The following is a 14,351-nucleotide window of genomic DNA, read 5'->3' as shown; positions in this document are numbered from 1 at the left end:
AAGTCACCTACTTCCCCCCCTTTTTTGGAGTATTTATGGAATCGCAATTCGGCATCGCCAACGTCTGGACCCAGGGCGACTTTGTCACCAAGTCCGTGGCCATCATCCTGCTGGCCATGTCGCTAGCCTCGTGGATCGTCATCCTCCTGAAGGCACTGGACATCTTCAAGTTCAAGAAGCTGGCCGGCAACGCCGCCGACTTCTGGCACAGCGAAGACTTCGCCACCGGCCTGAAGAAGCTGGGCGATGACCCGACCAATCCCTTCCTGCAAATCGCCCTGGAAGGCCGCGAAGCCACAGCCCACCACCGCAACACCAAGGCCCATTTGCACGACAGCCTGGACGTCAGCGACTGGGTCACGCGCTGCCTGCGCAATAGCATCGACGAGTTCACCGCCAAGCTGCAAGCCGGCCTGGCGATCCTGGCATCCGTGGGTTCTACCGCTCCCTTCATCGGCCTGTTCGGCACCGTCTGGGGCATCTACCACGCGCTGCTGAGCATTGGCCTGTCGGGCCAATCGACCATCGACAAGGTGGCCGGCCCGATCGGTGAAGCGCTGATCATGACCGCGCTGGGCCTGGCCGTGGCGATTCCTGCGGTGCTGGGCTACAACGCCCTGGTGCGCGGCAACAAGTCCATCCTGATCAAGCTGAACAGCTTTGCCCACGACCTGCATGCCTTCTTCGTCACCGGCGCCCGTGTCGCCACCGGTACCGCTGCCAAAGTGGTGCCGATGAAAAAAGGGAGCTAAGCCATGGCCTTCGGAACCCAGGACGAACCCGATGAAGTAATGAACGAGATCAACATGACACCCCTGGTGGACGTGATGTTGGTGTTGTTGATCATCTTCATCATCACCATCCCGGTGATGAAGCACGCAGTCAACATCGACTTGCCCCGCGCCACCAACCAGGTGCAGGACGTCAAGCCGGAAACCATCCGCCTCAGCGTGAATGCACAGGGCGAGTACTACTGGAACGAAAACAAGGTTGCCGATGCCGACTTGGTGCCCATGCTGCAGGCCGAAGCCGCCAAGGAGCCCCAGCCCGAGCTGCACATTCGCGGTGACAAGGAAGTGCGCTACGAGCGCGTGGCGCAAGCCATGGCGGCGGCCCAGCAGGCCGGCGTCAAGAAGATCGGCTTCATCACCGAACCCAAGGCGCCCTGAAGATCTTTTTTACAAATATCTTTGAAAAGCGCTTGCGATTTAATTGAGAATAGTTATCATTAACACATCGCATACTTCTTCAGGAGCACACCATGTACGCTAACCTAGCCGCCCGTCCTCTGTTCAACCCCACCTCGGGCGAGAACGCGAACAGCGTGCTCCAAGGCATGGACATGGGTGCTGCCGCAGCCAAGGTGTTGTCGGTAGAAAGCCGGGATCTGCTCAAGGGCCAGAAGGCCGTGGAGATCATGCACAACGGTTCGGTTTACCGCTTGCAGAACACCAAGCTGGGCAAGCTGATTCTGACCAAGTAAGAGTTTTGATTTCGTCCTGCCCTGGGCTGGAGCAGGACGAAAAGAGTTTCATCGTGGGGCGACTCCCAAGACTTCACCATGGAGTCTGCAAGGGTCGTTTTTGCTAGCCAACGGAGGACGGACTTGTCCGGCATCCGACTAGCCATGCTTTTTTTCCCACACAGTCCCTGGCCTCAATTCTGGGCCAGCATTTTCTTCACCGCGGCCAGCCCATCTTCGCCGCCATAGGTCTTGACCCCGGTCAGCCAGGTCTCCACCAGCTTAGGATTGGCCTTGAGCTGGCGTATGCCCGCCGCTTTGGCGTCGATCTTCTGCTCCAGCACCTCGGAGATCGCCTTGTTCTCGAAGTCCACGGTAAATTCCATCTGGCTGAACAAGCGCCCCACATTCGGGCACTGGGCCGCATAGCCCTTGCGCGACACGGTATTGACTGTGGCACTGCCGAAGTTGGGGCCGAAATACTCCTTGTCGCCATCCAGGTAATTGACCTGGAACTTGGTGTTCATCTGGTGCGGCTCCCAGGCCAGGAACACGATCCAGTCCTTGCCGCGCTCCTTGCGCGCCACCTGGCTGAGCATGCTTTGCTCGCTTGATTCCACCAGGCTCCAACCCTCCAGGCCGTAGCTCTTGGCTTCCAGCATCTTCTTGATGTTCTGGTTCGCCGGCGCACCCGACTCGATGCCGTAGATCTTGCGGTCAAACTTGTCGGCATATTTGGCCAGGTCGGCAAAGGTCTTCACGCCCGCATCGGCCACGTAGCCGGGCACGGCCAGGGTGAACTTGGCGTTCGGCAGGTTGGCGCGCACCACCTCCATGCCGCCGTCCTTCAGGATGGGTTCGACCAGCGGCTTCTGCGCCGGCATCCAGTTGCCCAGAAACACGTCGATCTGCGACTTCTGCATGCCCACATAGGTGATGGGCACCGACAGCGACGACACCTTCTGCTCGTAACCCAGCGCGCCCAGCAGTACCCCGGCGACCGCATTGGTGGCGGTGATATCGGTCCAGCCCGGATCGGCCATGCGCACCTGCTTGCAGGCCTCGGGCTCGGCGCTAATGGCGTTCTGGCCCACCAGCAAAGCGCCTACGACCACGCTGGCCGATGCCAGCAAAACACGTTTACTTCCCATGCTGCACTCCTGAGGTTAAAGGTTGACTTCCACTGACACGCGGTTGGGTTACCGCTTCACGACCGGGTAGCGGGCACGCGCTTCCAGCGTGTCCAGAGCTATGTGGTTGCGCATATAGCGCTGGCTGGCCGCCTGGTAGGGCTGGTGGTCCCAGGCCTGGCGTGCGCCGTGGTTCTGGGCTGCGAAGTGGAAGCGGCGCCGGCGCTGGCTGGCCACCACCTGGGCGCGCAGCCCGTCCATGTCCCACCGGGCCGCGACCTCGCTGCGAAAGCCCTGCAGCAACTCGGCCGCAGCCGGGTCGGCCGCCAGGTTGTGCAGCTCGTCGGGATCGGTATCCAGCCGGTACAACTGGTCCGGATCGCCAGGCGAATGGACGAACTTGTAGGCGCCGCGGCGCAGCATGACCAGCGGCGCCACCGCGCCCTCGCCCAGGTATTCGCCCACCACCTCGTCGTGCCCGCCCGTGCCGCGCAAGTGCGGCAGCAGGCTGCGGCCGTCCAGCGGCTCCGGGTAGGCTGGCGCAGCGCCGTCAAACGCCATATCCACCAGGGTTGGCAACACATCTACCAGCGACACCGATGCCGCCACCCGGCGGGGGCTGAACCGGCCCGGTGCATGCACGATCAGCGGCACGCGGCAGGCGTTCTCGAAAAAGTTCATCTTGTACCAAAGCCCGCGCTCGCCCAGCATGTCGCCGTGGTCGGACAGCAGGACGATGATGGTGTTGTCGGCCTGGCCGGTCTGCTCCAGGGTGCGGCGGATCTTGCCGATCTGCTCGTCCACGTACGACACCGCGCCGTAGTAGGCATGGCGGGCGTTGCGGGTCTGCTGGTCGCTGATGGGCGTGCTGTCCATGTCGCTCACATGGCGCAGGCGTTGTGAGTGCGGGTCCGGCGGCGCGGCGTCGGCGCTGACGCGCGGCATGTCGATATCCTCGTCGCGGTACAGGTCCCAGTATTGCTGCGGGATCGCATACGGGTCGTGCGGATGTGTCATCGACACCAGCATGCAAAAGGGACGCTCATCGTCGTCGCGCACCATGTCGAACAGCTTTTGCTGTGCCAGGAACACCACCTCTTCGTCGAAGTCGAGCTGGTTGCTGCGGATGCAGGTGCCGGCATCCGTCACCGAACCCATGTTGTGGTACCAGCTGGGGCGGACTTCGGGCTGCTCCCAGTCGGGGGTCCAGCCGAAGTCGGCCGGGTAGATATCGGTGGTCAGGCGCTCCTCAAAGCCGTGCAGCTGATCGGCTCCGCAGAAATGCATCTTGCCCGACAGAATGGTGTGGTAGCCCGCATGCCGCAGGTGGTGGCCAAAGGTCAGCACCTCGGACGGAAGCTCGGCCGAGTTGTCGTAGGCGCCAATCGCCGACGGCAGCTTGCCGGCCATGAACACATAGCGCGACGGCGCACACAGTGGGCTGTTGGTATAGGCCGATTCGAACACCACACCGGCCGCGGCCAGCGCGTCGATGTGCGGGGTTTTGCTGACCGTGTTGCCATAAGCGGCCAACGCCGAGGGCGTCAGCTGGTCGGCCATCAAGATCAGAATATTCGGCTTCCTGGCTTCCATGGGTCTTTCCAAACATAATGTGGATTTATGCAACGAATCCAGTCTACGTAGGTGTTAATTGCGCGTGAAGATGGTCAATTCTTATACATACATAAATTTTCGTTATGGCAAGCACACGACGACTTCCCCCGCTGCACAGCCTGGTGTTCTTTGAAGCGGCGGTCCGGCATCTGAGCTTTACCGCCGCCGCGCAAGAGCTGGGCACCAGCCAGCCAGCGGTCAGCCAGCGCATCGGTTTATTGGAAGAAGATTTGGGTGTACCGCTGTTCAAGCGCGAGCACCGCGGCGTGTCGCTTACCGCCGACGGCGTGCAGCTCTTCAATGCGGTGCGCGACGGCCTGGCCGACATCGGCGACGCCGCAGCCAAGATCCGCGCGCGGCGTGCCCGCCAGGTGCTGACGGTGGCCACCGACTTCGGCTTTGCCGCCTACTGGCTGATGCCGCGGCTGGGCGCGCTGCGCGAACTGGTGCCCGACCTGGACGTGCGCATCGTCACCACGCAAAACGAGTTCGACATCCGCGGCGAATCGGTGGACGTTGCCATCGCCTTTGGCAGCGGCCCCTGGCCGGGCTGCGCGGCAACGCGGCTGTTCCCGGAAATCGTCATCCCGGTCTGCAGCCCGCAGTTCCAGAGCCGGCACGGGCTCAACGGCCAGCCGTCGGCACTGGCGCGGCTACCGCTGTTGCACCTGGAAAGCGCCGAACCGCTGCGCTGGCTGGGCTGGGACAACTGGTTTGCGCTGCAAAGCCTGTCCACCAGCGACGAAAGCCACGGCCTGACGCTGAACAACTACCCGCTGGTCATCCAGGCGGCGATTGCCGGGCAAGGTGTGGCGCTGGGCTGGGTGCCGCTGGTGGATGAGCTGGTGCGCAGCGGCCAGCTGGTGCCGGCGGTGCAGCACGCGGTAAAGACGGCGCGCGGCTACTTTCTGGTCGAGCCGCATGCGCAGCGGGCCTCAGAGCCCTTGCGCCGCTTCCGGCAATGGATCATCGGCGAATGCGAGAGCGCCCTGCTGCAGAGCCCGTTTTACACACAAAACAAGGCGGTAGCGCAAGAACCATAAGCACCAGGCGCTACCAAAACAAGAGCAATTACAGGCCGATGGCGGCGATGCCGGCCTTGGCAATCTGCACGTCTTCGCTCGACTTGACGCCGCTCACGCCGACCGCGCCAATGCACTGCCCGTCCTTGATGATCGGCACACCACCTTCGAGCAAACCCTTCACATCGGGCGCAGTCAAAAAGGCGGTGCGGCCGCCGTTGATGATGTCCTCGTACGCCTTGGTTTCGCGGCGGCCCAGGGCGGCCGTGTGGGCCTTGGCAGGAGCGATATGCGCGGTCAGCGCGGCCGCGCCATCTAGGCGCTGCTGCCACAGCAAATGGCCGCCGTCGTCGACGATGGCAATAGACACAGCCCATTGGTTCTTCAGCGCCTCGGCTTCGGCGGCAGCGGCAATAGTTTTAACGTCGGCGAGTTCCAGTACGGATTTGGTTTTCAAGGCAGCATCCCTGTGAGTTGGTAAAGGCCGCAAGCATACCAATTGGCCCCGGGCTTTTGCGGCGCTGCAGCATGGGAATCACCGCCCCGGGGCAGTACCCCCATGAAAAATAGGTCGGCCATCCGGTGTTATTTAGGCTTTGGCCTTGAATCCACCTAGAATTTCCCCACCTGCTATTGCAGATCTTCAAGGAGGTACCGATATGAACGACCGTTTAACCAGCATTGCCACCGGCCAACCCAGCGACTACAGCTACGGGGTAGTCCAAGAGCAGCGCCAGCGCGTGATGCGCAACACCTATTGGCTGCTGGCCCTGAGCCTGGTGCCCACGGTGCTTGGCGCCTGGCTGGGCGTGGCCACCGGCATCACCCAAAGCCTGGGCGGCGGTTTGGGCCTGATCGTCTTCATGGGCGGTGCTTTCGGCTTCATGTACGCGATCGAAAAGACCAAGAACTCGGCTGCCGGCGTACCGGTGCTGCTGGGCTTCACCTTCTTCATGGGCCTGATGCTGTCGCGCATGATCGCCATGATTCTGGGCTTCAAGAACGGCCCGGACCTGATCATGACGGCCTTCGGCGGCACCGCCGGCGTGTTCCTGGTGATGGCCAGCGTGGCCAGCGTCATCAAGCGCGATCTGTCGGGCATGGGCAAATGGCTGTTTGTCGGCGCCATCGTGCTGCTGGTCGGCGGCATCATCAATGTGTTTGTCGGCTCCACTGCCGGCATGATGGCCTTGTCGGTGGCCGCCATCGGCATCTTCAGCGCCTACATGCTGTACGACCTGAAGCAGATCATCGACGGTGGCGAAACCAACTACATCAGCGCCACCCTGGCCTTGTACCTGGACCTGTTCAACATCTTCCAGAGCCTGCTGGCCTTGCTCGGCATCATGGGCGGCGAGCGCGACTAAACCGCGCATACCCCTTTCCACACCAGGCCCTTCGGGGCCTTTTTGTTTGGCCGGTTGAAACTAAGCCTCAATGCATGTAGTCTTTAGCCGATAACCATGTATCTGTTGGCTACTTTGGGCACCATGTCACCCCGCTATCTTCTCGCCTCTTGCGTAGTCCTGCTGTTGTCGGGCTGCGAAATCCCGGGGGTCTATCCCGACCCCAAGATAGCTGCGCGCGAAGCCGATGCCAAAGCCACCGGAGGCGCCTGCCGCCACGCCTTGCGCGGCATCGAAGACTGCTACACCCTGAACCCCAAAGCCTCCAAGGCCCTGGTATTCGCCGGCTGGAAGGAAATGGACACCTATATGCGGGAAAACAAGATCGAAGGCGTGGCCTCGGTCGTCAAGATCCCGATGGACGGCTCTGCGCCCGTAGAAGAAGCCGTGGCCAGCAGCAAAGAAAAAGCCGCCCCGGAAGCCAAGGAGCCCCGCAGCGGCAAGGCCAAAGCCTCTTAGTTTTAGGCTTCGAGTTCGAACACCGCCATGCTTTCCACATGCGCGGTATGCGGAAACATATTCACCATCCCCGCCGATAGCAAACGATACCCCGCCTGGTGCACCAGCACGTCGGCATCGCGCGCCAGGGTTGCCGGGTTGCAGCTCACGTAGACGATGCGCCGCGGCGGCGTCCAGCCCCCGCGCAGTGCAGGGTCCTGGTGCAAAGCCGCCAGGGCCTGGACCAACGCAAAAGCCCCTTCGCGCGGTGGATCGACCAACCATTTGTCGGCACTGCCGTCGGCGGTCAAAACCTCGGGCGTCATCTCGAACAGATTGCGCGCTACAAACTTCGTAGCTGCCAGCGCCGACCCTTCCTGCGTGGAAGCCTGATTTAGCTTGTAATTTTCACGCGAACGGGCGACCAAGGCCTCGCTGCCTTCTATGCCCAGCACCTCGCCTGCCTGGGTGGCCAGCGGCAGGGTGAAGTTGCCCAGGCCGCAAAACCAGTCAATCACCCGCTCGGTTTTCTGCGCATCCAGCAGGCGCAGCGCGCGCCCGACCAGCACGCGATTGATCTGCGGATTCACCTGGGTGAAATCGGTGGGCTTGAAAGGCATAGTGATGCCGAACTCGGGCAATGCATAGGCCAGCTGGGTGCCGCCCTCGTCGAGCAAATGGATGCTGTCCGGCCCCTTGGGCTGCAGCCACCACTGCACGCCGTGCGCGCTGCCGAAAGCCCGCAGCTGCGCCAGATCGCCAGCGCTCAAGGGCTCCATGTGGCGCAGCACCATGGCCGTCACCGCGTCACCGCAGGCCAGCTCGATCTGCGGCAGGGTTTCGCGCGCATCCATGCCCGCAATCAGCGCCCGCAGCGGCAACAGCAAGGCACTGACGTGCGGCGGCAGCACTGGACAGACCTTCATGTCGGCCACGTAACCGCTCTTGCGCTCGTGGAAACCGACCAGCACCTCGCCCTTCTTGCGCACATAGCGCACCGACAGCCGGGCCCGGTAACGGTAGGCCCAGGCCGGGCCTTCAATGGGACGCAGCATGGTTTGCGGCTTGACCTTGCCCAGGTGCCAAAGGTTGTCCTCCAGCACCCGCTGCTTGATGGCGACTTGCGCACCGACGTGCAGATGCTGCATCTTGCAGCCGCCGCACGCGCCTTCGTGCAAGCCGAAATGCGGGCAACCGGGTCGGACCCGCTGCGAGGATTCGCGGTGGATGGCCCCAACGGTGGCCTGCTCGAAGCTGGTCTTTTTGCGGTTGATATTCGCCGTCACCACCTCGAACGGCAGCGCGCCCTTGATGAACACGACTTTGCCATCGGGCTTGTGGGCCACGCCCTGGGCCTCGATGTCAAGCGACTCGACCAGCAGACTGTCAGCGGGGTAATGGGAATGAGGGGGGTGAGGTTCCGTCAAATCGGTCATGCAAGCTTGCTCGTAGGTCACAAAAGATGCGAGGCATCCAGAATTAAGGGGCGCAGTCGCTGGCAGTCAACTGGAACGCCCGGGGCGCAAAGCCCAGGTCGCGCACCGCCTCGGCGTGGTCAAACACCAGGTTGCGGTTCATGCGCTCGGCCATGGCCGCCGACCAGTTGCGGTAGCGCGGAAAACAGCGCAGCACCGCCACGGCCAGGCGGAACATCCAGAGCGGCACCGTCAGCAAGCGCGGCCGGCGGCCCAACGCGGTAAACACCCGCGCCACCATGCTGCGGTACGCCAGCGTTTCGCCGCCGGAGATGTTGTAGGCGCGGTTCGCCGCTTCGGGCGACTGCAAGGCGGCCACACAGGCGCCCGCCACATCGGCGGCATGGATGGGCTGGCGCAGCCCGTTGGCCTTGCCAAACACCGGGAAGAAACCAAACCGCCGGATGAAGCTGGCGATCTCGGTGATGTTCTTGTCCTGCTGCAAGCCATAAATCAGCGTAGGCCGCAAGATCGTCCAGGCCACGCCGCGATGCTGCGCCCATGCCTGAATCCGCTGCTCCGCATCGGCCAATCGGCGCGCCAAGACCTGTTCCTCCAGATCGATGGAAGTATCTTTGGTGAAACGGCTGGTGGAGGATAGCGCCACCAGGCGCTGCACGCCATAGGCCTCCAGCAGCGGCAACTGGTCCAGTAAAGCCCATAGCGGTGCCACGCAAATCCAGTTGGGAATAGCCGCAGGATTCTTGGGAATGGACGCTGTTCTAGGTTCCAGCTGACGCCATTCCACACCCGGTTCAGCGGCATTGCGCGGGCGCCGGGAAAAAGCGGCAACCGAATATCCGTTTTGCATTAGCTGGGGCAGCAAGCAGGCGCCCACAAAGCTGGTCGCCCCCAAAACACCGATTGCGGCTGCCTTAGTCATGTTTACGCCCCATGGCACGCCCGGCGCGCTTGCCGGTGTGGTAGGCCGCCACCAGGGCAAAACGCATCCACACCCCGGCCGCCACCATGCCCATCAACAAGCCAGGATACTGGTGCTGGAAGAATTTTCTATAGAAGCGCACCATACCCTTGTGCTTATGCCATTCCACAAAGATCGGGCGGCTGCGGCTACTGACACCCAATGCATGCGTCACCTTGGCCGAGGGAACAAACAATATCTTCCAGCCCGAGCGCCTGAAACGCATGCACCAGTCCAAATCTTCGCAATGCAGGAAATAGCCCTCATCCCATAGCCCAACACCTTGCACCGCCTGGCGCTTCACCAGCATGCAGGCTCCCGAGATGGCTTCCACCTCGATGGGGGCATTGGGTAAAGGCTGCTTGTGCAGATGAAAATCAAAGAACAATTTGGGCCAGCGGTGGGCAAGACGGTTCAGGCCAAATGCCCGCACAAACGAACGCCAGGGCGTAGGCACGGCCCGCCGCCCGCCGCCCTGCTCGGACCCGTCGGCATTGACCAGCAAGCCGCCCACCATCCCCACCGACACGTCGGATTCCAAAGCCTGCAGCAAAGCGGGTACCGCAGACGCATCCAACCGGCAATCGGGATTTAAGAACAGAATAAAGTCACCGCTCGCCTCGGCGAAACCCATATTGCAGGCCACTGCAAAGCCGAGGTTGGCCGTGTTACGGATGATTTTGAGCCGTGGTTCATTGGCAAACTGCCCGGCACACTGCGCCAGGCTAGAGTCCTGCGATGCGTTGTCGACCACCACGATCTCATCGACCAGCGGCAAGGCCGAAGCGATGCAGTCGACAAGAAACTGTCCGGCGTTGTAATTGACAACAACAACAGAAATCAAAATATCCCCTCTTGTTTTTCGACTGCATCCACCTGCCGCATCCGCCATCATGCATGCATGGAAGGAACACAACTGTATGAAAATCTTTCACCCCGCATGCAACTGCGAGCCTACAATGAAAAAAGCCTTTGCAAATCAATGACTTGCAAAGGCTTTTCATTTTGGCGGAGTGGACGGGACTCGAACCCGCGACCCCCGGCGTGACAGGCCGGTATTCTAACCAACTGAACTACCACTCCTGGTAGATAGCTTTCGGCACCTTGCATGAACATGCTCGATACCCAAGCGCTACAACTTGGCGACCCTACGGGGATTCGAACCCCGGTACCTACCGTGAAAGGGTAGTGTCCTAGGCCTCTAGACGATAGGGTCAAAACCTTGGAACAACGTTATCAAAAATAACTTCCACACTCAAAAACTCTTCAAAAGATTTGGTGGTGGAGGTAAGCAGGATCGAACTGCTGACCTCTTGCATGCCATGCAAGCGCTCTCCCAGCTGAGCTATACCCCCGTAACCAGCAACTTCGTTTAGCCTTGTAAGCCTTACGTTGTTGTTAACCTTCCAAGCCTCAAATTATAGCGCGCAAATTAGGGAGTTTGCAAGCGCTGCAAAACTTTTTCGCGAAAACTTAAAAAAAGCACCGCGTCCAGCGACGGCGTCTGGGCCGTACCCATCACCAATACCCGCACTGGCATAGCCAATTGGGGCATCTTCAGACCCTGGGCGGTCAGCACTTCCTTGATAGCCGCAGCGATCGACGGCTTGTCCCATGCACAGCTCGCCAACTTTTCGCGCAACAACGCCAGCGCAGGCTGGATCGCCGGCGTCACGTGTTGCGCCAACTCGTCGGCCTTGGGCGTGACATCGGCATAGAAAGTAGCCGCCCAGTCGGCCAAGACGATAGTGGTGTCGCAACGGTCCTTGAACAAACCACAGATAGCCGGCAAACGCTCATCGCTCTGGATGCCCTTGGCCTGCAGATGGGCAGCCACCAAAGCTGCCAGGGCCTCGTCCGGCATGGCCTTCAGATGCTGGGCGTTGACCCAGCGCAGCTTGGCTTCGTCGAACTGCGCCGCGCTCTTGCCCAGGTGGTCCAGGTTGAACCACTGCAGAAACTGCTCGCGGCTGAAGATTTCATCATCGCCGTGGCTCCAGCCCAGACGTGCCAGGTAATTCACCATCGCATCGGGCAGATAGCCTTCAGCCGCGTACTGCGTCACCGGTTTGGCACCATTACGCTTGCTCATCTTCTCGCCCTGCTCATTCAGCACGGTAGGCAAGTGGGCGTAGACCGGTGGCTCCTTGCCGAGGGCGCGGAAGATATTGATCTGGCGCGGCGTGTTGTTCACATGGTCGTCGCCGCGGATCACATGGGTGATCTCCATGTCCAGGTCGTCGACCACCACGCAGAAGTTATAGGTGGGCGTACCGTCGGGCCGGGCGATTACCAGATCATCCAGCTCGTCGTTGCTGATCTCGATACGGCCCTTGACCTTGTCGTCCCAGACCACGGCGCCGCCCAGCGGATTCTTGAAACGCAGCACAGGCTGCACGCCTGCAGGGATGGGTGGCAAGGTCTTGCCGGCTTCCGGCCGCCAGGTGCCGTCATAGCGGGGTTTTTCCTTGGCCGCCATCTGCGCGTCGCGCAAAGCGTCAAGCTCGGCTACCGACATGTAGCAGGGGTAGACATGGCCAGCGGCCACCAGATCCGCAAGCACAGCCTTGTAACGGTCCATGCGCTGCATCTGGTAGAACGGGCCTTCGTCGTAGTCCAGGCCCAGCCACTGCATGCCTTCGATGATCACATCGACCGCTACCTGGGTGGAGCGCTCCACATCGGTATCTTCGATACGCAAGATGAAGTCGCCGCCGGTAGCGCGGGCAAACGCCCAGGGATACAAGGCCGAGCGGATATTGCCCAGGTGGATAAAGCCGGTGGGCGACGGCGCGAAACGGGTACGGGTCTTCTGTGTCATGTCAATCAATGCTTAGGCGTGTTCAGTATTGGGCAACGCCAGGCGGGAGTTGTCGCCTTCCGGGTCTTGGCCGCCCGGGCGGCCTTCGTTCAGGCGCTGGATGTCGTCCGAGGTGATGTCGCCAGTGACATACACACCGTCAAAGCAGGACGCATCGAAGCCGCTGATGGCGGTGTCGGGCGAACCGGCGGCCGGGGATGCCGCCGCCCAGATGGCGCGCTTCATACCTTCCACATCCTGGTAGATCAGCGCGTCGCAGCCAATCAGTTCGCGGATCTGCTCGACGGTACGTCCGTGCGCCACCAGCTCGTCCTTGGTCGGCATGTCGATGCCGTAGACGTTGGGGAAGCGCACCGGCGGCGCGGCGCTGGCCATATAGACCTTGCGGGCACCGGCATCACGGGCCATCTGCACGATTTCTTTCGAGGTCGTGCCACGAACGATGGAATCGTCGACCAGCAAGACATTGCGGCCCTTGAATTCGCTGGCGATGGCGTTGAGCTTCTGGCGCACCGATTTCTTGCGCACTTCGTGGCCCGGCATGATGAAGGTACGGCCGACATAGCGGTTCTTCACAAAACCTTCGCGGTACGGCAAGCCCAGCAGCTGCGCCAGCTGCATGGCGCTGGGGCGGCTGGATTCGGGAATCGGGATCACCACGTCGATGTCTTGCGGCGGCACGGTGGAAATCACCCGCTTGGCCAGGGTTTCGCCCAGATTCAAGCGCGCCTGGTAGACCGAGATGCCGTCCATCACCGAATCAGGCCGGGCCAGGTACACATACTCAAAAATGCAGGGGTTCAGCGCGGGCGCATCGGCGCACTGCTGGGAATGCACATTGCCTTCCAGATCGACGAACACGGCTTCGCCGGGCGCCAGATTGCGCTCCAGCGTATGCATCGTGCCCTCCAGGGCCACCGATTCGCTGGCCAGCATCACCGAACCGGGCGCGCGGCCAATGCACATCGGGCGGATGCCAAACGGATCGCGGAACGCCAGCAAACCATGGCCGGCGATCGAGGCGATCACCGCATACGAACCCTTGACCCGGCGGTGCACATTGCGCACCGCAGCAAACACGTCCATCGGCGACAGCGGCAGGCCGCGGGTGGATTTCTCGATCTCGTGCGCCAACACGTTCAACAGCACTTCCGAGTCGCTCTCGGTGTTGATGTGGCGGTGGTCGGTATTGAACAGCTCGGCCTTCAGCGCGTGGGCATTGGTCAGATTGCCGTTGTGCACCAGCACGATGCCGAAAGGCGCGTTCACGTAGAAGGGCTGGGCCTCTTCTTCGCTGTAGGCATTGCCCGCCGTCGGATAGCGCACCTGGCCCAGGCCGCAATTGCCGGGCAGGCCGCGCATATTGCGGGTGCGGAACACGTCGCGCACCATGCCCTTGGCCTTGTGCATGAAGAACTTGCGGTCCAGCTGGGTGACGATACCGGCAGCATCCTGGCCGCGGTGCTGCAACAGCAGCAAGGCGTCATAGATCAGCTGGTTTACAGGGGCGTTGCTGACAACTCCAACGATTCCACACATGGTTTTTTCCTAGCGAGTGACTTGCGTCACGGTAAAAATTTGGCAAAAGCCTCCGGCAACATCGGCCGGGCGGTATGCAGCACATCGGTGAGCACACCGGCGCTACGGGATTCTTGCCACCAGATTCCCTGGTGCAGGCCCGTCAAATGGATGATGACGGCGCCAATCAATAACAGGATCAGGCCGCGCAGCAGGCCAAACACGGCTCCAAGTACGCGGTCCACCGGCCGCAGGCCCACGGCCTGCACCAGCGTCTTGACCAGTTTGGCCAGCAGCCCGGCGGTAAACGCCGCGGCAATGAAGACCAGCACAAAACCAGCAGCGAAACGCAATGCCCCCGACGCCTCGCCCATCGGCAGCCGGGCCGCCACATCGGCGGCGAACCACTGCGCCGCCACAAAGGCCGCAATCCAGCCCATCACCGACAACACCTCGAACACCAGGCCGCGCACCGCGCCCAGCACCAAGGATGCGCAGAGCACGGCCAACACGATCCAGTCCAAAGCCGCCATGGCGCCGCGC

At 61.6% G+C, this 14,351-nt stretch carries 15 protein-coding genes and 3 tRNA genes; 6 read left to right on the top strand and 12 right to left on the bottom strand.

Annotated elements, in window-relative coordinates; genetic code table 11:
- The first annotated feature begins 35 nt into the window (after positions 1–35).
- The 3 genes from J2X19_RS00875 (at position 36) to hemP (ending at position 1,483) form a co-directional block, all read left to right on the top strand.
- Entirely contained in the window at positions 36–752 is a 717-nt protein-coding gene (locus J2X19_RS00875) for a MotA/TolQ/ExbB proton channel family protein (RefSeq protein WP_310369789.1), read from the top strand.
- Between the two features lie 3 nt (positions 753–755).
- The gene (locus J2X19_RS00870; protein ID WP_310369787.1) at positions 756–1,169 is read left to right on the top strand and encodes an ExbD/TolR family protein; all 414 of its coding nucleotides are present in this window, start codon (positions 756–758) and stop codon (positions 1,167–1,169) included.
- Positions 1,170–1,261: 92 nt separating this feature from the next.
- Entirely contained in the window at positions 1,262–1,483 is a 222-nt protein-coding gene (hemP, locus tag J2X19_RS00865; RefSeq protein ID WP_092758212.1) for a hemin uptake protein HemP, read from the top strand.
- 173 nt (positions 1,484–1,656) lie between these two features.
- Here hemP and choX read toward each other — a convergent pair whose 3' ends face one another.
- Both choX and betC read right to left on the bottom strand, forming a co-directional pair.
- Positions 1,657–2,613 carry a choline ABC transporter substrate-binding protein gene (gene choX / locus J2X19_RS00860; RefSeq protein WP_310369784.1) on the bottom strand — a complete coding sequence of 319 codons (957 nt, stop codon included), beginning with the start codon at positions 2,611–2,613 and terminating at the stop codon, positions 1,657–1,659.
- Between the two features lie 48 nt (positions 2,614–2,661).
- The gene (gene betC / locus J2X19_RS00855; protein WP_310369782.1) at positions 2,662–4,185 is read right to left on the bottom strand and encodes a choline-sulfatase; all 1,524 of its coding nucleotides are present in this window, start codon (positions 4,183–4,185) and stop codon (positions 2,662–2,664) included.
- Between the two features lie 104 nt (positions 4,186–4,289).
- Between betC and J2X19_RS00850 the strand changes: the two genes are divergently transcribed.
- Positions 4,290–5,249 (top strand): choline sulfate utilization transcriptional regulator, encoded by a 960-nt coding sequence (locus J2X19_RS00850; protein ID WP_310369780.1) that lies wholly within the window; start codon positions 4,290–4,292, stop codon positions 5,247–5,249.
- 28 nt (positions 5,250–5,277) lie between these two features.
- Here J2X19_RS00850 and J2X19_RS00845 read toward each other — a convergent pair whose 3' ends face one another.
- Positions 5,278–5,685, bottom strand: coding sequence for a GlcG/HbpS family heme-binding protein (locus J2X19_RS00845; RefSeq protein ID WP_116605810.1), 408 nt, complete (start codon positions 5,683–5,685; stop codon positions 5,278–5,280).
- Between the two features lie 202 nt (positions 5,686–5,887).
- Here J2X19_RS00845 and J2X19_RS00840 point away from each other — a divergent pair, with 202 nt between their 5' ends.
- Positions 5,888–6,595 carry a Bax inhibitor-1/YccA family protein gene (locus tag J2X19_RS00840; RefSeq protein ID WP_116605809.1) on the top strand — a complete coding sequence of 236 codons (708 nt, stop codon included), beginning with the start codon at positions 5,888–5,890 and terminating at the stop codon, positions 6,593–6,595.
- A 123-nt stretch (positions 6,596–6,718) separates the two neighbouring features.
- A complete protein-coding gene (locus J2X19_RS00835) occupies positions 6,719–7,093 on the top strand; it encodes a hypothetical protein (RefSeq protein ID WP_310369775.1) in 375 nt (124 codons plus the stop codon).
- A gap of 2 nt (positions 7,094–7,095) precedes the next feature.
- Here the strand turns inward: J2X19_RS00835 and rlmD are convergent, their stop codons facing one another.
- The 9 genes from rlmD to J2X19_RS00790 all read right to left on the bottom strand — a co-directional run bounded on the left by rlmD (position 7,096) and on the right by J2X19_RS00790 (position 14,341).
- The gene (gene rlmD, locus J2X19_RS00830; RefSeq protein ID WP_310369774.1) at positions 7,096–8,508 is read right to left on the bottom strand and encodes a 23S rRNA (uracil(1939)-C(5))-methyltransferase RlmD; all 1,413 of its coding nucleotides are present in this window, start codon (positions 8,506–8,508) and stop codon (positions 7,096–7,098) included.
- A 43-nt stretch (positions 8,509–8,551) separates the two neighbouring features.
- On the bottom strand, positions 8,552–9,220 hold the full coding sequence (locus tag J2X19_RS00825) for an NAD-dependent epimerase/dehydratase family protein (RefSeq protein WP_310369772.1): 669 nt from the start codon (positions 9,218–9,220) through the stop codon (positions 8,552–8,554).
- Between the two features lie 202 nt (positions 9,221–9,422).
- Positions 9,423–10,313: a glycosyltransferase family 2 protein gene (locus J2X19_RS00820; protein WP_310369770.1), complete on the bottom strand. Its 891-nt coding sequence runs from the start codon at positions 10,311–10,313 to the stop codon at positions 9,423–9,425.
- A gap of 162 nt (positions 10,314–10,475) precedes the next feature.
- Positions 10,476–10,552, bottom strand: a tRNA-Asp gene (locus J2X19_RS00815).
- 57 nt (positions 10,553–10,609) lie between these two features.
- A tRNA-Glu gene (locus J2X19_RS00810) sits at positions 10,610–10,685 on the bottom strand.
- A gap of 63 nt (positions 10,686–10,748) precedes the next feature.
- Positions 10,749–10,824 (bottom strand) — tRNA-Ala (locus J2X19_RS00805).
- Positions 10,825–10,901: 77 nt separating this feature from the next.
- Positions 10,902–12,290: a glutamate--tRNA ligase gene (gltX, locus tag J2X19_RS00800; protein WP_310369768.1), complete on the bottom strand. Its 1,389-nt coding sequence runs from the start codon at positions 12,288–12,290 to the stop codon at positions 10,902–10,904.
- Positions 12,291–12,302: 12 nt separating this feature from the next.
- Positions 12,303–13,829 (bottom strand): amidophosphoribosyltransferase, encoded by a 1,527-nt coding sequence (purF, locus tag J2X19_RS00795; RefSeq protein ID WP_116605805.1) that lies wholly within the window; start codon positions 13,827–13,829, stop codon positions 12,303–12,305.
- A gap of 26 nt (positions 13,830–13,855) precedes the next feature.
- Positions 13,856–14,341, bottom strand: coding sequence for a CvpA family protein (locus tag J2X19_RS00790; RefSeq protein WP_310369766.1), 486 nt, complete (start codon positions 14,339–14,341; stop codon positions 13,856–13,858).
- Positions 14,342–14,351 lie beyond the last annotated feature (10 nt).

The organism is Rhodoferax ferrireducens (assembly GCF_031458075.1).
GTDB classification, from domain to species: domain Bacteria; phylum Pseudomonadota; class Gammaproteobacteria; order Burkholderiales; family Burkholderiaceae_C; genus Rhodoferax_B; species Rhodoferax_B ferrireducens_A.
This window is presented reverse-complemented; position numbering and strand designations above follow the sequence as displayed.

What these genes read in the sequence shown, in the direction of transcription:
- J2X19_RS00875 (WP_310369789.1), top strand. Translation starts at nt 36, where the DNA reads ATGGAATCGCAATTCGGCATCGCCAACGTCTGGACCCAGGGCGACTTT.
- gltX (WP_310369768.1), bottom strand. Translation starts at nt 12,290, where the DNA reads ATGACACAGAAGACCCGTACCCGTTTCGCGCCGTCGCCCACCGGCTTT.
- J2X19_RS00835 (WP_310369775.1), top strand. Translation starts at nt 6,719, where the DNA reads ATGTCACCCCGCTATCTTCTCGCCTCTTGCGTAGTCCTGCTGTTGTCG.
- J2X19_RS00850 (WP_310369780.1), top strand. Translation starts at nt 4,290, where the DNA reads ATGGCAAGCACACGACGACTTCCCCCGCTGCACAGCCTGGTGTTCTTT.
- purF (WP_116605805.1), bottom strand. Translation starts at nt 13,829, where the DNA reads ATGTGTGGAATCGTTGGAGTTGTCAGCAACGCCCCTGTAAACCAGCTG.
- J2X19_RS00870 (WP_310369787.1), top strand. Translation starts at nt 756, where the DNA reads ATGGCCTTCGGAACCCAGGACGAACCCGATGAAGTAATGAACGAGATC.
- J2X19_RS00840 (WP_116605809.1), top strand. Translation starts at nt 5,888, where the DNA reads ATGAACGACCGTTTAACCAGCATTGCCACCGGCCAACCCAGCGACTAC.
- hemP (WP_092758212.1), top strand. Translation starts at nt 1,262, where the DNA reads ATGTACGCTAACCTAGCCGCCCGTCCTCTGTTCAACCCCACCTCGGGC.
- choX (WP_310369784.1), bottom strand. Translation starts at nt 2,613, where the DNA reads ATGGGAAGTAAACGTGTTTTGCTGGCATCGGCCAGCGTGGTCGTAGGC.
- rlmD (WP_310369774.1), bottom strand. Translation starts at nt 8,508, where the DNA reads ATGACCGATTTGACGGAACCTCACCCCCCTCATTCCCATTACCCCGCT.
- betC (WP_310369782.1), bottom strand. Translation starts at nt 4,185, where the DNA reads ATGGAAGCCAGGAAGCCGAATATTCTGATCTTGATGGCCGACCAGCTG.
- J2X19_RS00790 (WP_310369766.1), bottom strand. Translation starts at nt 14,341, where the DNA reads ATGGCGGCTTTGGACTGGATCGTGTTGGCCGTGCTCTGCGCATCCTTG.